Below are 21,244 nucleotides of genomic sequence, written 5' to 3' on the forward strand. Positions count from 1 at the left end.
ATGGCCAACTCGGAGGAGAAGCTCGTCACCGCGCTGCGGGCCTCGCTCAAGGAGAACGAGTGGCTGCGGGAGCAGAACCGCAAGCTCAACTCGACGCTGCGCGAGCCGATCGCCATCGTCGGCATGGCCTGCCGCTACCCGGGTGGGGTGCGGAACCCCGACGACCTGTGGGACCTCGTCGCCGCCGGCGGGGACGGCATCACCGGCTTCCCCACCGACCGCGGCTGGAACGTCGCGGAACTCTACGACCCCACGCCCGGCACGCCGGGGCGGTCGTACACCCGCGAGGGCGGCTTCCTGCACGACGCGGCCCAGTTCGACCCGGAGTTCTTCGGGATCAGCCCGCGCGAGGCGTTGACGATGGACCCGCAGCAGCGGCTGCTGCTGGAGACCTCGTGGGAGGCCCTCGAGAACGCCGGCATCGACCCGACCGGGCTGCGCGGCAGCGACACGGGCGTCTTCGCCGGGATGATGTACCACGACTACGCGGAGAACAACGCCACCGGCGCGATCGCCTCCGGCCGGGTGGCGTACACCTTCGGGCTGGAGGGGCCCGCCGTCACCGTCGACACCGCGTGCTCGTCGTCGCTGGTGGCCCTGCACCTGGCCGTGCAGGCCCTGCGCAACGGCGAGTGCTCGCTCGCGCTCGCCGGCGGGGTCACCGTGATGGCGACCCCGGAGACCTACGTCGCGTTCTCCAAGCAGCGCGGGCTGTCGCCGGACGGCCGGTGCAAGTCCTTCGCCGCCGCCGCCGACGGCACCGGCTTCGCCGAGGGCGTCGGCATGCTGATCGTGGAGCGGCTCTCCGACGCCCGGCGCAACGGGCACCAGGTGCTCGGCGTCGTCCGCGGGACGGCGGTCAACCAGGACGGCGCCTCCAACGGCCTGACCGCCCCGAACGGGCCGGCGCAGCAGCGGGTCATCCAGGCGGCGCTGGCCAACGCGCGGCTGTCGGCCAACCAGATCGACGTGGTCGAGGCGCACGGCACCGGCACCACCCTCGGCGACCCGATCGAGGCCCAGGCCATCCTCGCCACCTACGGCCAGGACCGGGACCGGCCGCTGTGGCTCGGCTCGGTCAAGTCCAACATCGGTCACACCCAGGCCGCCGCCGGCGTCGGCGGCATCATCAAGATGGTGCTCGCCATGCGGCACCGGCTGCTGCCGAAGACGCTGCACGTGGACGCCCCCAGCGACCAGGTCGACTGGACCGAGGGCTCGGTTGACCTGCTGACCGAGGCCGTCGCCTGGCCCCGGGGCGCGGAGCCGGCCCGCGCCGGCGTCTCGTCGTTCGGCGTGAGCGGCACCAACGCCCACGTGATCATCGAGGAGCCGCCCGCGCCGGAGGCCGCGCAGCCCACCGTGGCGGCGACCGGGCCGGTGCCCTGGGTGGTGTCCGGCCGTACGCCTGAGGCCCGGCGCGAGCAGGCGGCCCGGCTGGCAGCCCACCTCGACCTGCACCCCGCCGCCCCGGCCGACGTCGCCGCCGCCCTGGCGACCCGCGCCCGGTTCGAGCACCGGGCGGTCGTGGTCGGCGCGGACCCCGCCGAGCTGCGGGCCGGCCTGGCCGCCGTCGCGGCGGACGAACCCGGGCCGACCGTCGCCACCGGCGCCGTGCTGGGCGACGAGCCCCGGGTCGTCTTCATGTTCCCCGGCCAGGGCTCGCAGTGGGCGGGCATGGCCGTCGAGCTGATGGACACCGCCGAGGTGTTCGCGGACCGGATGGACGAGTGCGCGCGGGCCGTCGACGCGTTCACCGACTGGTCGCTGCTGGACGTCGTCCGGGGCGTGCCCGGCGCGCCGTCGCTCGACCGGGTGGACGTGGTGCAGCCCGTGCTGTTCGCCGTGATGGTGTCGCTCGCGGCGCTGTGGCGCTCGTACGGCGTGCGGCCCGCCGCCGTGGTGGGGCACTCGCAGGGCGAGATCGCCGCCGCCGTCGTCGCTGGCGCGCTCACCCTCGACGACGGCGCCCGGGTGGTCGCGCTGCGCAGCCGGGCGATCGCCGCCGGGCTGGCCGGTCGCGGCGGCATGGCCTCGGTGGCGGCGCCCCGGGCGGACGTGGAGGCGCTGCTCGCCCGGTGGGGCGAGCGGATCTCCGTCGCGGCGGTCAACGGTCCCGCCGCCACCGTCGTCTCCGGCGAGCCCGACGCCCTCGCCGAGCTGCTGGCCGCGTGCGAGGCCGACGGCGTGCGGATGCGGATGATCCCCGTGGACTACGCCTCGCACTCCGCGCAGGTCGAGGCCATCCGGGACGAGCTGCTGCACGTCCTCGCCGAGGTGCGGCCGCGAAGCGCCGACGTGCCGCTGTACTCCACGCTCACCGGCGAGGTCGTCGACACCGCGACCCTCGACGCCGACTACTGGTACGCGAACCTGCGCGGCACGGTCCGGTTCGAGGACGCCATCGACCGCCTGCTCGCCGACGGGCACGACGTCCTCGTGGAGATCAGCCCCCACCCCGTGCTCGGCATGGGGGTACGCGAGATCCTGGACCGCGCCGACGCCCCGGCCGCGCTCGTCGGCTCGCTGCGGCGCGACGAGGGCGGCCTGTCGCGCTTCCTGCTCTCCCTGGCCGAGGCGTACGTGCGCGGGGTCGCCGTCGACTGGTCCCCGCACACCCGCGGCGTCCCGGCCCCGCTGCCGACGTACGCGTTCCAGCACCAGCGGTACTGGCAGCTCGCGGCGGCGTCCGCCGTGGACGCCCGCGGCCTCGGCATCGACGTCGTCGGTCACCCGCTGCTCGGCGCCGCGCTCACCGTCCCGGAACGGGACCTCGTCGTGCTCGCCGGCCGGATCAGCCTGGAGACGCACCCGTGGCTGGCCGACCACGCCGTCCTGGACACCGTCCTGCTGCCCGGCACGGCGCTTGTCGAACTGGCCGTCCGCGCCGGCGACGAGGTCGGCTGCCCGGCCGTCGAGGAACTCGTCATCACCGCCCCGCTCGTCGTGCCGGCACACGGCGGGGTGGCCCTGCGGCTCACCGTCGAGGCACCGGACGAGCACGGCCGCCGCGCGCTCGGCGTCTACGGGCAGACCGACACCGAGGCGAGGATCGGCATGTGGACCCGGCACGCCACCGGTGTCCTCGCCGCCGCCACGACAGCGGGGGAGCACCTCACCGAGTGGCCGCCCGCCGACGCGCTGGCCGTCGACCTCGGCGACCTGTACGACCGGCTCGCCGGGCTCGGCCTGCGGTACGGCCCGGTGTTCCAGGGCCTGCGGGCCGCGTGGCGGCGCGGCGACGAGACGTACGCCGAGGTGGCCCTGCCGCAGGGCGTCGACGTCGACGGGTTCGGCCTGCACCCGGCGCTGTTCGACGTCGCCCTGCACGCGCTCGCCGCGGACGTCGGGGACGGGGCGGCGAAGCTGCCGTTCTCGTGGAACGGCGTGACGCTGCACGGGGCCGGCGCGACGAGCCTGCGCGTCCGGCTCACCAGGACGGGGGCGGACAGCGCGGCCCTGCTCCTCGCGGACCACACGGGCGCCCCGGTCGCCTCCGTGGCGGCGCTCACCGTACGCACGGTGGCCCCGCAGGCGCTCAAGGGACGCAGCGGCTTCGTCGAGGCGCTGTTCCGGCTGGAGCACGTGCCGCTGCCCGCCGGCCGGGGCGAGCGCGGCACGTGGCAGACGCTGGGCGACACGGCGGTCTTCGGCGCGCCGCCGGTGGCGCTGGCCGACGTGGCCGCCGACACGCTCTTCCTGCCGTGCTTCTCCGACGCGCCCGGCATCGCCGCGGTGCCCGACCTCACGGCGTACGCGCTGAGCACGATCCAGCAGTGGCTCGCCGATCCCCGCCAGGCCGAGACCAGGCTCGTCGTGGTGACCCGCCCGGACGACCTCGCCGGCGCGGCGGTGCACGGCCTGGTCCGCTCCGCGCAGGCGGAGAACCCGGAGCGGATCGTCCTGCTGGAGGCCGACGACACCGCCGACGAACTGGTGGCGGCGGCGCTGGCGACGGGCGAGCCGGTGCTCACCGTCCGCGACGGCGTGGTGCGCGCGCCCCGCCTGGCCCGGGTGCCCGAGCAGGACGTCGCCGGGCCGGCGGTGTTCGGCCCGGACAGCCGGGTGCTCGTCACCGGCGGCACCGGCACCCTGGGCGGGCTGGTCGCCCGCCACCTGGTCACCGGGCACGGCGTACGCGACCTCGTGCTGACCAGCCGCCGCGGCCTCGCCGCCGCCGGCGCGGAGGAACTGCGCGACGAACTCGCCGAGCTGGGCGCGACCGTGACGGTGCTGGCGTGCGACGTCGCCGACCGCGACCAGGTCGCGGCGCTGCTGGCGGACCACCCGGTCACCGGCGTCGTGCACACGGCGGGCGTGATGGGCGACGCCACCATCGCCACGCTCACCCCCGACCAGCTGGCCGCGGTGCTGCGACCCAAGGTGGACGCGGCCTGGCATCTGCACGAGCTGGCCGGGGACGTCACCGCCTTCGTGCTGTTCTCCTCGGCCGCCGGCATCTTCGGCAGCCCCGGCCAGGGCGCCTACGCCGCCGCGAACGCGCTGCTCGACGCGCTCGCGGCGCGGCGCCGGGCCGCGGGACTGCCCGCCCACTCGCTCGCCTGGGGGCTGTGGGCCGAGCGCAGCGAGATGACCGCCGACGTGGGCGGCGCGCAGCTGGGCCGGATGGCGCGCAGCGGCATGAGCGAGCTGTCCAGCAAGGACGGCCTGGCCCTGTTCGACGCCGCCGTCCGGTCGGCCGACGCGCTGCTCGCGCCGGTGCCGGTGGACCTCGCCGCGTTCGGCCGCGACGACCGGGAACCGCCGGAGCTGCTGCGCGGCCTGGTCCGCGCCCCGGCCCGCCGGGCGGTGGGCGGCTCCTCCCTCGCCCAGCGGCTGGCCGAGGTGCCCGGCGAGCGCTGGGCCGAGGTCGTGCTGGAGGTGGTGCTCACCCGGGTCGCGTCCGTCCTCGGCTACGCCCGGGCGGACAAGCTGCCGGCCGGACGCCCCTTCAAGGAACTGGGCTTCGACTCGCTCACCGCGCTCGACCTGCGCAACCAGCTCGGCGTGGCGACCGGGCTGCGGCTGCCGGCGACCCTGGTGTTCGACTACCCGACGCCGGAGGCGCTGGCCGGCTACCTGGTGTCGCAGTTGGCCGGCGGGCGGACCGCGACGGCGGACGTCGCCGTGACCCGGCACGACCACGAGCCGGTCGCGATCGTCGGCATGGCCTGCCGCTTCCCCGGCGACGTGCGTACGCCCGAGGACCTGTGGCGGCTGCTGGTCGGCGGCGGCGACGCGATCGGGCCGTTCCCCGGCAACCGGGGATGGAACCTCGACGCGCTCTTCGACCCCGACCCGGACACGTCGGGCACCAGCTACGTCGACCAGGGCGGCTTCCTCCACGACGCGGCCCACTTCGACCCCGGCTTCTTCGGCATCTCCCCGCGCGAGGCGCTGGCGATGGACCCGCAGCAGCGGCTGCTGCTGGAGACCTCGTGGGAGGCGCTGGAGCGGGCCGGCATCGACCCGACCAGGCTGCGCGGCAGCCGGACCGGGGTGTACGCGGGCGTCATGTACAACGACTACGGCACCGTGCTGAGCGCCTCCGCCGAGTCGGTCGACGGGTTCCTCTCCACCGGCAACTCCGGCGGCGTCATCTCCGGCCGGATCTCGTACACGCTCGGGCTGGAGGGCCCGACGATGACCGTCGACACCGCCTGCTCGTCGTCGCTGGTCGCCCTGCACCTCGCCATCTCCGCGCTGCGCAACGGGGAGTGCTCCCTCGCGCTCGCCGGTGGCGTGTCGGTGATGTCGACGCCGGGCACCTTCCTGGAGTTCTCCCGGCAGCGCAACCTCGCCCCCGACGGGCGGTGCAAGTCGTTCGCGGGCGCGGCCGACGGCACGTCGCTCTCCGAGGGCGTCGGCGTGCTGGTGGTCGAGCGGCTCTCCGACGCCCGGCGCCACGGGCACCCCGTACTGGCCGTGGTGCGCGGCTCGGCCGTCAACTCCGACGGCGCCTCCAACGGGCTCACCGCACCCAACGGGCCGTCGCAGCAGCGGGTGATCCGGGCCGCCCTGGCCGACGCGCGGCTGTCGCCGTCCGAGGTCGACGTGGTCGAGGCGCACGGCACCGGCACCACCCTGGGCGACCCGATCGAGGCGCAGGCCGTCCTCGCCACGTACGGCCAGGACCGGGCCACGCCCGTGCTGCTCGGTTCGGTCAAGTCGAACCTCGGGCACACGCAGGCCGCCGCCGGGGTCGCCGGCATCATGAAGATGGTGCTGGCGCTGCGGCACGGCGTGCTCCCGCAGACCCTGCACGTGGACGAGCCCTCGCCGCACGTGGACTGGTCCGCCGGCGCGGTACGCGTCGCCTCGGAGACCGTCCCGCTCACCGCCGCCGACCGCCCGCTGCGGGCCGCCGTGTCGTCCTTCGGCATCAGCGGCACCAACGCCCATGTCGTACTGGAGCAGGCCGACCCGGCGCCGCCGGCCGACGAGCCGGCCGTGCCGTTCACGCCGTGGTTGCTCTCGGCGCGGACCGAGGAGGGGCTGCGGGAGCAGATCCCGCGGCTGCGCGCCCACGTCGCCGCCGACCCGACGCTGCGCCCGGTCGACGTCGCGTACACCCTCGCCACCGGGCGGGCCGGGTTCGCGCACCGCGCGGTGCTGCTCGGCGACGAGGTGGTGACCGGCACGGCCGACGGCGGGAAGCTCGCCATGGTCTTCACCGGTCAGGGGTCGCAGCGGGTCGGCATGACGGCGGAGCTGATGGCCTTCCCCGCGTTCGCGGCGGCGTTCGACGAGGTGTGCGGGGAACTGGACCGGCACCTGGAGCGGCCGTTGCGGGAGGTGTTGGGCTCCGAGGAGGTGCATCAGACGGGGTGGGCGCAGCCGGCGTTGTTCGCGGTGGAGGTGGCGCTGTTCCGGTTGTTCGAGTCGTGGGGGGTGCGGCCGGACTTCGTGGCGGGGCACTCGATCGGTGAGTTGGCGGCGGCGCACGTGGCGGGGGTCTGGTCGCTGGCCGACGCCGCGAAGGTCGTCGCGGCGCGGGGCCGGCTGATGCAGGCGCTGCCGACCGGTGGCGCGATGGTGGCCGTACGTGCCACCGAGGACGAGGTCGTCCCGCTGCTCTCCGACGCCGTGGCGATCGCCGCCGTGAACGGGCCGGAGTCGGTGGTGCTCTCCGGCGACGAGACCGCCACCCTGGCCGTGGCCGAGAAGCTGTCGGGGAAGGGCCGCAGGGCGCGGCGGCTGACCGTGTCGCACGCGTTCCACTCGCCGCTGATGGACCCCATGCTCGACGAGTACCGCGCGGTGGTGGCCCAGGTGGACTGCCGGGAGCCGGCCGTCGCGCTGGTCTCGACCGTCACGGGCGAGCCCACCACGCTGGACGCCGAGCACTGGGTGCGGCAGGTGCGCGAACCGGTCCGGTACGCCGACGCGGTCGCCACGCTGGCCGCGTCCGGGGCCACCACCTTCCTGGAGATCGGCCCCGACGCGGTGCTGACCGCGCTCGGGCGCAACGTGGCCGACGGCGAGTGGATCCCGGCGTGCCGCAAGGGCCGCGCCGAGCCCGAGACCGTGGCCACCGCGCTCGCCCGGCTCGCGGTGCGCGGCACGCCCGTCGACTGGCCCTCGGTGGTGCCGGGGCGGACCGTCGAACTGCCCACGTCCGCGTTCCAGCACCAGCCGTACTGGCCCCGGCCGGGCGCCGGCACCGGCGACGCGAGCGGGCTGGGCCAGACGCGGGCGAACCACCCGCTGCTGGGCGCGGCGGTCGAGCTGCCGGACGGCGGCGCGGTCTTCACCGGCCGCCTCGCGCTGACCACCCACCCGTGGCTGGCCGACCACGCGGTGGCGGACCTGGTGCTGCTGCCCGGTGCGGCGCTGGTCGAGCTGGCGGCCCACACCGGCCGCGAGGTCGGCTGCCCGCGCGTCGAGGAGCTGACGTTGGAGGCGCCGCTCGTACTGCCGGACTCCGGCGGCGTCCAGGTGCGGGTGACGGTGGGCGAACCGGCGTCGGACGGCGGCCGGGAGGTGGGCGTCCACTCGCGGACCGAGGACGGGGACGGGTGGACCACCCACGCGGTGGGCCGGCTGACCCCGGCCGGGGCCGCCGGCGCCGACCTGCGCGCCTGGCCGCCGGACGCGGAGCCGGTCGACGTCTCCACGGCCTACGACGACCTGTTCGCGCGCGGCCTGCGCTACGGCCCGGTCTTCCAGGGCCTGACCGCGGCGTGGCGGCGCGGCGACGAGGTGTTCGCGGAGCTCACCCTGCCCGAGCAGGCCCACGACGACGCCGGCCGCTTCGGCCTGCACCCGGCGCTGCTGGACGCCGTCCTGCACGCGGTGGCGTCGACCGGCGACGGCGACCCGGTGCTGCCGTTCTCGTGGCGCGGATTCACCGTGCACGCGGCGGGCGCAGACCGGCTGCGGGCCCGGATCGTGCCGGGCGACGGCACGGCGGCCATCACCCTGGCCGACGCGACCGGCGCCCCGGTGGCCTCCGTCGAGGCGCTGGCGGTACGCCCGGTGTCGCCCGAACAGCTGGCGGCGCTGCGCCGCGACCGGCACGAGTCGCTGCTGCGCCTGGACTGGACGCCGCTGACCGGGACGCCCCGGCCGCGCACCCTCGCGGTGCTCGGGGAGCGGATCGACGGCCTCGACGCGACCGCGTACCCGGACCTGGCGGCCCTCGCCGCCGCCGTCGCCGCCGGCGCCGCGGTGCCCGAGGTGGTGGTGGCGCGGTGCGCCCCGGACCGGGGCGTAGCGGAGGACGCGCGGGCCCGTGCGGCCACCCACCAGATCCTCGCCCTGGCGCAGAAGTGGCTCGCCGACGAGCGGTTCGCCGCCGCCCGCCTCGCCGTCCTGACCGGTGGCGCGGTGGCCACCCGGCCCGAGGACGACGTCACCGACCTCGCCGGGGCGGCGGCCTGGGGCCTGGTCCGCTCCGCCCAGTCCGAACACGGCGACCGGTTCGTCCTGGTCGACGTCGACGACGACCGGGCCGCCGGGACCGGTCTGTCGGCCGCGCTCGGCTCCGACGAGCCGCAGCTCGCCGTCCGCGGCGCCGACGTCCTGGTGCCCCGCCTGGCGCGGGCCGGCGCCACCGACGAGACCGCCGCGACCGCGTTCGAGGGGACCGTCCTGGTCACCGGCGCCACCGGCGCGCTCGGCCGGCTCGTCGCCCGGCACCTGGTCACCCGGCACGGCGTACGCGAGCTGTTGCTGGTCAGCCGCAGCGGCCCCGCCGCCGAGGGCGCGGCCGAGCTGCGCGACGAACTCGTCGCACTGGGGGCCGAGGTCACCGTCGCCGCGTGCGACGTCGCCGACCGGGCCGCCCTCGCCGGGCTGCTGGCGGCGCACCCGGTGCGCGGGGTGGTGCACACGGCCGGCGTCGTCGACGACGCCGTCATCTCCTCGCTCACCCCTGAGCGGGTCGACCGGGTGCTGCGGCCCAAGGTCGACGCCGCGACGAACCTGCACGAGCTGACCGGGGACCTGACCGCGTTCGTGCTGTTCTCGTCGGCCTCCGGGGTGCTCGGCGGCCCCGGCCAGGGCAACTACGCCGCCGGCAACGCCTACCTGGACGCGCTCGCCCAGCACCGGCGGGCGAACGGCCTGCCGGCCGTGTCGCTGGCCTGGGGCCGCTGGGAGCAGGCGGGCATGGCGGAGCAGCTGACCGAGGCCGACCTGCGGCGCATGTCGCGCTCCGGCGTCGGCGCGCTCCCCGTCGAGGAGGCGCTGGAGCTCTTCGACGCGGCGCTGCACACCGGGGGCATGGTGGCGCCCATCAAGCTCGACCACCGGGCCCTGCGGGAACGCGCCGTCGCGGGCATGGTGCCACCGGTGCTGAGCGGGCTGGTCCGGGTGCCCGCCAGGCGGACGGCCGACGCCGACGCGGGAGCGGCCGACGCGCTGCGGCAGCGGCTCGCCGGCCGGGACGCCGAGGAGGCCGAGGCGATCCTGCTCGACCTGGTGCGTACCCAGGTGGCAGGGGTGCTGGCCTACCCGGACCCCGGCGCGGTCGCCGCCGACCGGCCGTTCAACGAGCTCGGCTTCGACTCGCTCACCGCGGTCGAGCTGCGCAACCGGGTGAACGCGGCGACCGGGCTGCGACTGCCCGCGACGCTGGTGTTCGACCACCCCACGTCGAAGGCCCTCGCCGCGTACCTGCGGGCCGAACTCTCCGGCGAGGCGGGCGACACCAACGCGGTGCTGGCCGCGTTCGCCGAACTCGACCGCCTCGAGGCGGTCCTGTCGGACGTCGACGAGCAGTCCCGCACCCGGCTGACGCTGCGGCTGCGCGACGTGCTCTCGAAGCTGGGCGGCGAGCCGGCGTCCACCGGCAACGACATCGATTCCGCGACCGACGACGAGGTCTTCGCTCTCATCGACAGCGAGCTGGGGATCTCATGACAGTGCGAGGAGGGCGACCGTAGTGGCCAACGAGGACAAGCTCCGGGACTACCTGAAGCGGGTCACGGTCGACCTGCAGAAGACCCGGCAGCGCCTGCACGAGGTGGAGGCGTCCGCGCACGAGCCGGTCGCGATCGTCGGCATGGCCTGCCGCTACCCCGGCGGCGTGACGAGCCCCGAGGACCTGTGGCGGCTGGTGGAGTCCGGAACCGACGCCACCGGCGCGTTCCCGACCGACCGCGGCTGGGACCTGGAGTCGCTGTACGACCCCCAGTCGCAGCGGGAGGGCACCTCGTACACCTCGCGCGGCGGTTTCCTGTACGACGCGGCGGACTTCGACCCCACGTTCTTCGGCATCAGCCCCCGCGAGGCGGTCGGCCTGGACCCCCAGCAGCGGCTGCTGCTGGAGGTCGCGTGGGAGACCCTGGAACGCGCCGGCATCGACCCCACCTCGCTCGCCGGCAGCCCGACCGGCGTGTTCACCGGCCTGATGTACCACGACTACGCGGGCAGCAACAGCTCCGGCAGCGTGGTCTCCGGCCGGGTCGCCTACACGCTGGGGCTGGAGGGGCCGGCGGTCACCGTCGACACCGCCTGCTCGTCGTCGCTCGTCGCGCTGCACCTGGCGATCCAGGCGCTGCGCCGGGGCGACTGCACGCTCGCGCTCGTCGGCGGCGTCTCGGTCATGGCGACGCCGCTGACGTTCGTCGAGTTCTCCCGCCAGCGTGGCCTGTCGCCGGACGGGCGGTGCCGCTCGTACTCGGCGGACGCCGACGGCACCGGGTTCGCCGAGGGCGCCGGCGTGCTGCTGGTCGAGCGGCTGTCGGACGCGATCGAGCACGGCCACCGCGTCCTGGCGGTCGTACGGGGCTCCGCGGTCAACCAGGACGGCGCGTCGAACGGGCTGACCGCGCCCAACGGGCCGTCGCAGCAGCGGGTCATCGAGGCCGCGCTGGTCGACGCGGGCCTGTCGACGCGCCAGGTCGACGTGGTCGAGGGGCACGGCACCGGCACCACCCTGGGCGACCCGATCGAGGCGCAGGCGCTGCTCGCCACGTACGGCCAGGACCGGGAGGACCCGCTCTGGCTCGGCTCGGTGAAGTCGAACATCGGCCACACCCAGGCCGCGGCCGGGGTTGCCGGGGTCATCAAGATGGTGGAGGCGATCAGGCGCGGCGTCCTGCCCGCGACGCTGCACGCCGAGCAGCCGTCGGACCAGGTCGACTGGACGGCCGGCAACGTACGGCTGCTGACCGCCGCCACCGAGTGGCCGCAGACCGGGCAGCCGCGCCGGGCCGCGGTCTCGTCGTTCGGGTTCAGCGGCACCAACGCCCACGTGATCGTGGAGCAGGCGCCGGACGCCGCCGCCGCGCCCGAGCCGGCCGCCGCGCCGGTGACGTCGCTGCTGCTCACCGCCCGCGACACCAACGCGCTGCGGGACCAGGCGCGGCGGCTCGCCGCCGTGGTGTCGCAGGTGGAACCGGCCGAGCTGGGTTACGCCCTGGCCACCACCCGGTCCCGCTTCGCGCACCGGGCCGCGGTGCTCGGCGGCACCGCCGAGGAACTGGCCGCCGGCCTGGGCGCCCTGGCCCGCGACGAGCAGGCCGCCAACCTGGTCCGCGGCCGGGTGGCCGACGGCGGGGTCGCGATGCTCTTCTCCGGGCAGGGCGCGCAGCGGCTCGGCATGGGCCGCGGGCTGTACGCGGTGTACCCGGAGTTCGCGGCGGCGTTCGACGAGGTGTGCGCCGCCCTGGACCCGCACCTGGACCGGCCGCTGCGCGACGTCCTCGACACCGAGGACCTGCACCTGACCGGCTGGACCCAGCCCGCCCTGTTCGCCGTCGAGGTGGCTCTCTACCGGCTCGTCCGGTCGTGGGGCGTCACCCCCTCGGTCCTGGCCGGGCACTCGATCGGCGAGCTGGCCGCCGCGCACGTCGCGGGGGTGTTCACGCTCGCCGACGCGGCCCGCCTGGTCGCCGCCCGGGGCCGGCTGATGCAGGCGCTGCCGGCGGGCGGGGCGATGCTCGCCGTACAGGCCACCGAGGACGAGGTCGCGCCGCTGCTCGGCGCGGACGCCGACATCGCCGCCGTCAACGGCCCGGACTCGGTGGTCGTCTCCGGCACCGAGGAGGCGGTGGCGGCGGTGGCCGCGCGGTTCGCCGACCGCCGCACCCGGCGGCTGACCGTGTCGCACGCCTTCCACTCGCCGCTGATGGACCCGATGCTCGCGCAGTTCCGGGCGGTGGCCGAGACGATCTCGTACGCGCCGCCGACGATCCCGCTGGTCTCGACGGTCACCGGCGCGCCCGCGGGCGACGAGCTGGCGACGCCCGACTACTGGGTCGGGCAGGTCCGCGCGACCGTACGCTTCGCGGACGCGGTACGCGCCGCCGCCGCGACCGGCGCCACGACGTTCCTCGAACTGGGCCCGGACTCGGTGCTCGCCACCATGGCGGCGGACTGCCTGGACGGCGACGTGCTGGCCGCGCCGGTGCTGCGCCGGGACCGCGACGAGCCGAGTGCCCTGGTGGAGGCGCTGGCGCGGCTGGAGACCCGAGGCGTCGCGCTGGACCCGGAGGCGTTCTACCGCCGGTCCGGACGGTCCTGGGTGGACCTGCCGACGTACCCCTTCCAGCACGAGCGTTTCTGGCAGGACAGCGTGGACCCGGCCGGCTCCGGCCAGGCCGGCGACGACGACGGCCTGTGGGCGGCGGTGGACAGCGGTGACCTCGACACGGTGGTCACCACTCTCGACGTGGACCCGCAGGCGCCCCTGGCGTCGGTCCTGCCCGCGCTCTCCGCGTGGCGCAGGGGACGGCAGGAGCGCTCCGCGCTGGACCGCTGGCGCTACGAGGCCCGCTGGGAGCGCCGCCCCGGCGGCACCCCGGCGGCGCTGACCGGCACCTGGCTGCTGGTGGTCGCCGACCCGGCGGCGCCGGGCGACGCGGGCGCAGCGGTGGCCGACGCGCTCACCGCGCACGGCGCCACGGTCGTCACCACCGGCCCGGCGGACCTGGCCGGCCACCTCGACGCGGAACCGGCCGGCGTGGTCTCCCTCCTCGCGCTCGACGAGGCGTCCCTGCCCGGCCACCCCGGCGTCCCGGCGGGCGCCGCCGCCACCCTCGACCTGATCCGCGCGCTCGCCGGGCGGGGCGCCAGGCTGTGGTGCCTCACCCGGGGGGCCGTCGCCACCTCCCCGGCCGACCCGGTGACCGGCGTGGCCCAGTCGCAGGTGTGGGGCCTCGGCCGGGTCGCCGCGCTGGAGCTGCCCGACACCTGGGGCGGCCTGGTCGACCTGCCCGCCGAGCTGGACGGGCGCGCCGCCGCCGCGCTGGCCGGCGTGCTCGCCGGCATCGGGGAGGACCAGGTCGCGGTGCGCCCGGACGGGGTGTTCGTCCGCCGGCTGCACCGCGCGCCGGCGACCGGCGCCCCGCGCTGGCGCGGCACGTCCGGCACCGTGCTGATCACCGGCGGCACCGGCACCCTCGGCATCGAGGCCGCCCGCCTGTACGCGCGCCACGGCGCCGAGCGGCTCGTGCTGCTGAGCCGGCGCGGCACCGCCCCCGCCGAGGCGCTCGACGAGCTGCGCGGACTGGGCGCGCAGGTCGACGTCGTCGCCTGCGACGTGGCCGACCGGGCTGCCCTGGCGGCGGTCGTCGACGGCTACCCCGACGTGCGTGCCGTCGTGCACGTGGCGGGGCTGGCCCAGCTCACCGGCATCGTCGACATGGACCTCGCCGAGTACGCCGACGTCGTCTCCGCCAAGGTCGCCGGCGCCACCCACCTCGACGCGATCTTCGCGGATCGCGACCTCGACGAGTTCGTGCTCTTCTCCTCCGTGGCCGGCGTCTGGGGCAGCGGCGGCCAGGCCGCCTACGCCGCCGGCAACGCGCACCTGTGCGCCCTCGCCGAGGCACGGCGCGCCCGGGGTCAGGTCGCCACCGCCCTCGCCTGGGGACCGTGGGCCGAGAGCACGCTGGTGGACGACGAGATCTCGGCCTCGCTGCGCAAGCGGGGCCTGGCGCCGATGGCGCCGGAGCGGGCCGTCGCGGCCATGCGTACGGCCCTGGCGGCCGGGGACACGGACGTCGTGCTCGCCGACGTGGACTGGGCCACCTTCGTGCCGTCGTTCACCGCGCTGCGGCCGAGCCGGCTCTTCGACACCATCCCCGAGGCCGTCGCCGACGAGGAGCCGGCCGAGACCTCCACCTCGTCGGACTTCGCCCGCCGGCTCGCCGACCTGCCCGAGGCGGACCGCCTCGACCACGTCGTCGGGCTGGTCCGCACCCAGGTCGCGCTCACGCTCGGCTACGCGGGCCCGGAGGCGGTCGAGCCGGCCTCCGCGTTCAAGGAACTGGGCTTCGACTCGGTCACCGCCGTGGAGTTCCGCAACCGGATGGTCGAGGCCACCGGCGTACGGCTCTCCGCGGCCGTCGCCTTCGACTACCCGACCCCGGTCGCGCTGGCCGAGCACCTGCTGGAGACCGGTCGCACCGAGGTGGTCGTCGGCACCGTCGCCGCCGACGAGCCGATCGCCATCGTCGGCATGAGCTGCCGCTTCCCCGGGGGCGTCAGCTCGCCCGAGGAGCTGTGGGCGATGCTGCGCGAGGGGCGCGACGGCATCGGCCCGTTCCCCACCGACCGCGGCTGGGACCTCGACGGCCTGTTCCACCCCGACCCGGAGCACTCCGGGACCAGCTACGTCCGCGAGGGCGGCTTCCTCGCCGACCTGCCGGGCTTCGACGCGGCCTTCTTCGGCATCAGCCCCCGCGAGGCGGAGGCCATGGACCCGCAGCAGCGGCTGGTGCTGGAGGCGTCCTGGGCGGCCTTCGAGGACGCAGGCATCGACCCGACCGGGCTGCGGGGCACGGCGACCGGCGTGTACGTCGGCGCCAACAACGTCGACTACGCCCGGATCACCGGGGCGGCCGGGGCGAGCGCGGAAGGCTTCATGGCCACCGGCAACGCCGCGAGCATCCTCTCCGGTCGGCTCTCGTACGTGCTGGGGCTGGAGGGCCCGGCCGTGACCGTGGACACCGCCTGCTCGTCGTCGCTGGTGGCGATGCACCTGGCGGTGCGGGCGCTGCGCTCTGGCGAGTGCGCGATGGCGGTCGCGGGCGGCGTCACCGCCATGTCGACGCCGGGCGCGTTCCTGGAGTTCAGCCGGATGCGCGGGCTCGCCCCGGACGGGCGCTGCAAGGCGTTCGCGGCCGGCGCGGACGGCACCAACTGGGGCGAGGGCATCGGCGTGGTCGTGCTGGAGCGGCTCTCCGACGCGCTCGCCGCCGGCCACGAGGTCCTCGCCGTGGTACGCGGGACCGCGGTCAACCAGGACGGCGCGTCCAACGGGCTGACCGCCCCCAACGGGCCCTCGCAGCAGCGGGTCATCCGGCAGGCGCTCGCCGACGCCGGGCTCTCCACCGCCGACGTGGACGTCGTCGAGGCGCACGGCACCGGCACCACGCTGGGCGACCCCATCGAGGTCGACGCGCTCTTCGCCACGTACGGCCGGGACCGCGCCGCCGAGCGCCCGCTCTGGCTGGGCTCGGTGAAGTCGAACATCGGGCACACCCAGGCCGCCGCCGGCGTCGCCGGGGTGATCAAGATGGTGCTCGCGCTGCGGCACGGCGAACTGCCCCGGACCCTGCACGTCGCCGAGCCGACGGCGCACGTCGACTGGTCGGGCGGGGTGCGGCTGCTCGCCGAACCGCAGCCGTGGGGCCGCAACGGCCAACCGCGTCGCGGCGGCGTCTCGTCGTTCGGGTTCAGCGGCACCAACGCCCACCTCGTCATCGAGGAGGCACCGGAGGCGCCCGAGGCCGAGCGGACGCCCGACGACGGGCCGGTCGCGCTCGTGCTCTCCGCCCGCTCCGACGGGGCGCTGCGCCGGCAGGCCGCCGACCTCGAGCCGCTCCTGGCCGAGGTGGCGCCCCGCGACCTGGCGTACTCGCTGTCGCTGCGGGCCACCCACCCGCGCCGCGCGGTCGTGGTGGGCGGCGCCGACGAGTTGCGCGCCGGCCTCGCCGCGCTCGCCGCGGGGGAGCCCGCGCCGAACCTGGCCACCGGGGTCGCCGCCGGCACGCCGGGGAAGGTGGCGTTCTCCTTCCCCGGGCAGGGCTCGCAGTGGATCGGCATGGCCGTGGAGCTGCTCGACACCGCCCCGGTCTTCGCCGCCCGGATGGCCGAGTGCGAGGCCGCGCTGGCGCCGCACGTCGACTGGTCCCTGGAGGCCGTCCTGCGGCAGGGGGAGGAGCTGGACCGGGTGGACGTCGTCCAGCCCGTCCTGTTCGCCGTCATGGTGTCGCTGGCCGAGCTGTGGCGCTCCCACGGGGTCGAGCCCGCCGCCGTGGTGGGGCACTCCCAGGGCGAGATCGCCGCCGCCTGCGTGGCGGGCGCGCTCTCCGTGGCGGACGCGGCCAGGGTCGTCGCCCTGCGCAGCCGGGCGCTGCTGCGCCTGTCCGGCAAGGGCGGCATGGTCTCCGTGCCGCTGCCGGTGGCCGAGGTGCGCGACCGGCTGGAGCGCTTCGACGGCCGGGTGACCGTGGCGACCGTCAACGGGCCGCGCTCGACGGTGGCGGCCGGCGAGCTGGACGCCCTCGACGAGCTGCTGGCCGAGTGCCAGCGCGACGGCGTGCGCGCCAAGCGCATCGACGTGGACTACGCGTCGCACTCGGCGTACGTGGAGGAGCTGCACGAGGAGCTGCGCGACGTCCTGGCCGGGCTGGAGCCCCGCCGGCCCGAGGTGCCGCTCTACTCGACAGTGGACGACCGGTGGCTGGACGACGTCGCGATGGACGCCGGGTACTGGTACCGCAACCTGCGCCAGACCGTCTGGTACGAGCCCGCCGTCCGGGCCCTGCTCGACGCGGGCGTCACCACGATCGTCGAGGTCAGCCCGCACCCCGTGCTCACCATCGGCGTGCAGGACGTCATCGACGACGCGGGGGCCACCGCCACCGTGGTCGGCTCGCTGCGCCGCGACGAGGGGGGACTGGCGCGCTTCCTGCTCTCCCTCGGCGAGGCGCACGTGCACGGCGTGCACCCCACGTGGGGGGTCGACGGCGCGCGCCGGGTCCGGCTGCCCGGCTACCCGTTCGAGCACGAGCGGTACTGGCCGGCCGTCGGCACGGCCATCGCCGACGCGGCCGGGCTGGGGCTCGCCGCCACCGAGCACCCGCTGCTCGGCGCGGCGGTCGCGCTGGCCGACACCGACGGCCTGCTGTTCACCGGCCGCATCTCGGTGGCCGCGCACCCGTGGCTGGCCGACCACCGGGTCGGCGGGCAGGTGTTCGTGCCCGGGACCGCGCTCGTGGATCTCGCGGTCCGCGCCGGCGACGAGGTCGACTGCGGCCGGGTCGAGGAGCTGACCCTGACCGCGCCCCTGGTGCTGCCCGAGAAGGGCGGGGTCCAGGTGCAGCTGCGCGTCGGCGCGCCCGACGAGAACGGGCAGCGGCAGCTGACCGTCCACTCCCGGCCGGACGGGGTCGCCACCGACGCGGCGCCGTGGGTGCGCAACGGCGTCGGCCTGCTCGCCCCCGGGGAGCCGGCGGGCGGCTTCGACACCGCGTGGCCGCCGGCGGCCGAGCCGGTCCCGTCCGACGAGCTGTACGACACCCTGGCCGCGGCCGGTCTCACCTACGGCCCGACGTTCCAGGGCGTACGCCGGGTGTGGCGGCAGGGCGAGGAGATCTTCGCCGAGGTGGCCCTGCCGGCGGAGGCCGCCCGGACGGCGGCCGGTTACGGCCTGCACCCGGCGCTGCTCGACGCCGCGCTGCACCCGCTCGCGCTCGTCACCAGCGGCACCGAGGCGCTGCTGCCGTTCGAGTGGACCGGCGTCTCCGTGCACGCCGTCGGCGCGACGGAGCTGCGCGTCCGGCTGCGTCCGCGCGGCCGGAACACGGTCGCGGTGACCGTCGCCGACCAGAGCAACACCGTGGTCGCCGAGGTCGAGTCGCTGGTGCTGCGGGAGGCCAGCGCCCCCGCGCAGCCGAGCACGCACCACGACGCCCTGTTCCGCCTGGAGTGGACCCCGGTCGCCGCGCCGGCGACCGCGCCGGACGCCCGCTGGGCGGCCCTCGGCGGGTGCACCCTGCCGCAGGACGCCGGCCTCGTCACCGACGCCTACCCGGACCTGGCGACCCTGCGGGCCCGGATGGCCGACGGCGCGCCGACGCCCGCCCTGGTCGTGCTGCCCTGCGCGGCCGGCGCGGCCGACGACCCCGCCGGGGCGGCCCACCGGGTCGTCCACGACACCCTCGCGGTGCTGCGCGAGTGGCTCGCGGACGAGCGGTTCGCCGACGCCCGGCTGGTCGTCGTCACCCGGGACGCGGTGAGCGTGCAGGAGGCGGCCCCCGACCTGCCCAGCTCGCCGGTGTGGGGCCTGCTCCGGTCGGCCCAGAGCGAGCACCCGGACCGCTTCGTCCTGCTCGACGTCGACGACCGCGAGCCGCACCGGGCGCTCGCGGCGGCGGTCGCGGCCGACGAGCCGCAGCTCGCCCTCCGCGACGGCGTCCTGCTGGCCCCGCGGCTCGCCCGCGCGGCGAGCAGCCCCGCGCTGGCGGCGCCGCCGGTCGAGCGCTGGCGGCTGGACGTCACCGAACGCGGCACGCTGGACAACCTGGCGCTGCTGCCCGAGGCGGAGGAACCGCGCCCGCTGGGGCCGGGCCAGGTGCGCATCGCGATGCGGGCCGCCGGCCTGAACTTCCGGGACGTGCTGATCGCCCTCGACATGTACCCCGGCGGCGGCGTGATGGGCGGCGAGGGCGCCGGCGTGGTCGTCGAGACCGGGCCGGACGTGACCGGCGTCGCGGTCGGCGACCGCGTCATGGGCCTGTTCTACGGCGCCTTCGGCACCGAGGTGGTCACCGACGCGCGGATGGTCGTGCCGGTGCCGTCGGGCTGGTCGTTCGCCACGGCGGCGTCGACGCCGATCGCGTTCTGCACCGCCTACTACGCGCTTGTCGACCTCGCCCAGGTCAAGCCGGGGGAGCGGGTGCTGGTGCACGCCGCGGCAGGTGGCGTCGGCATGGCGGCGGTCCGCCTCGCCCGGCACCTCGGCGCGGAGGTGTACGGCACCGCCAGCACCGGCAAGTGGGACGCGCTGCGCGCGATGGGGCTGCCGGACACGCACATCGGCAACTCCCGCACCCTGGAGTTCGAGGAGCGCTTCGGCGCGGCCGGCATCGACGTGGTGATCGACTCGCTGGCGAAGGAGTTCGTCGACGCGTCGCTGCGCCTGCTCCGCGCGGGCGGCCGGTTCGTCGAGATGGGCAAGACCGACGTGCGGGACCCGGACCGGGTCGCCGCCGACCACCCGGGCGTCGCCTACCAGGCGTTCGACCTGCTCGCCATCGACCCGGACCGGGTCGGCGCGATCCTGCGCGACGTGGTCGCCCTGTTCGGGACGGGCGACCTCACGCCGCTGCCGGTGCGGCCGTACGACATCCGTCGCGCCCCGGAGGCGTTCCGGTTCATGTCCAAGGCCCGGCACGTCGGCAAGCTCGTGCTCACCGCGCCGCCCCGGCGGGACCCCGACGGCACGGTGCTCGTCACGGGCGGCACCGGCACCCTCGGCGGTCTGCTGGCACGGCACCTGGTGACCCGGCGCGGGGTGCGGCACCTCCTGCTGACCAGCCGTCGTGGCCCGGACGCCCCCGGGGCCGCCGAGCTGGTGGCCGAGCTGACCTCGTACGGCGCGGAGGTCACCGTCGCGGCGTGCGACGCGGCGGACCGCGCGGCGCTGGCCGAGACCCTGGCCCGGGTGCCCGCCGCGCACCCGCTCACCGCCGTGGTGCACACGGCGGGCGTCCTCGACGACGGCCTGGTCGCCGCGCTGACCCCGGAGCAGGTCGACGCGGTGCTGCGGCCCAAGGTCGACGCGGCGGTCAACCTGCACGAGCTGACCCTGGACGCCGAGCTGGCCGAGTTCGTCGTGTTCTCCGCGGCGGCCGGCACGATGGGCGGCCCCGGGCAGGGCAACTACGCGGCGGCGAACACCTTCCTGGACGCGCTCGTGGCGGGGCGCCGGGCGGCCGGGCTGCCCGCCCGTTCGCTGGCCTGGGGCCTGTGGAGCGAGGCGAGCGGGATGACCGCGCACCTCGACGCCAACGACCGCGCCCGGATGGCCCGCGTCGGCCTGCTGGAGCTGTCGGTGGAGCAGGGCATGGCGCTGTACGACGCGGCGGAGCTGGTCGACGAGCCGCTGCTGGTGCCGATGCCGATGGATCCGGCGGCGCTGCGCGAGCTGGGCCGGGCGGGCCTGCTGCCCGCGCTGCTGCGTGGCCTGGTGCGGGGCCCGTCCCGACGGTCGGTGGAACAGGCGACGCAGTCGCCCGGCGCCCTGCGCGACCACCTGGCGAGCCAGAGCGGCCCGCAGCGACGGCACACCGCGCTGGAGTTCGTCAAGGCACAGGCCGCCGCCGTGCTCGGGCACGCCGGCGCGAGCGCGGTGGACCCCGACCGGCCGTTCACCGAGCTGGGCTTCGACTCGCTCACCGCGGTCGAGTTCCGCAACCGGCTGAAGGCGGCCACCGGCCTGAAGCTCTCCGCCACCATGGTGTTCGACCACCCGACCGCCGCGGCGCTCACCGACCACCTGCTGGCCGGGCTGGCCCCGGCCGAGGTGGACCCGGCCGCGGGGCTGTTGGCCGAGCTGGACCGGCTGGAACGCTCGTTCGCCCAGGCCGGTGCGGCGGGTCTGGAGGACGCAGTCAAGGCACGGATTACCGATCGGTTGCACGCCGTGATGTCGAATTGGCGTGGCAGGTCCGACGTGGACGCCGAACCCGACGGACCGGACGTGGGCCTGGTGCTGAAGACCGCCTCCGCCGACGAGCTGTTGCGGTTCATCGACGACGAACTCGGCGCCGCCTGAACCGGA

The 21,244-nt window shown here is 76.3% G+C and carries 1 protein-coding gene and 1 pseudogene; both read left to right on the forward strand.

Features of this window, described 5'->3' with window-relative positions; all coding sequences use genetic code 11:
- Nucleotides 1-10,365, forward strand: coding sequence for a type I polyketide synthase (locus F6X68_RS01340; protein WP_151452498.1), 10,365 nt, complete (start codon nucleotides 1-3; stop codon nucleotides 10,363-10,365).
- A 61-nt stretch (nucleotides 10,366-10,426) separates the two neighbouring features.
- Nucleotides 10,427-21,238: pseudogene (locus tag F6X68_RS01345) on the forward strand (type I polyketide synthase); the annotation flags it as partial.
- Between the last annotated feature and the right edge of the window lie 6 nt (nucleotides 21,239-21,244).

Origin of the sequence: Micromonospora sp. AMSO12t (assembly GCF_008806585.1) — a bacterium.
Taxonomy (GTDB): Bacteria; Actinomycetota; Actinomycetes; order Mycobacteriales; family Micromonosporaceae; genus Micromonospora; species Micromonospora reichwaldensis.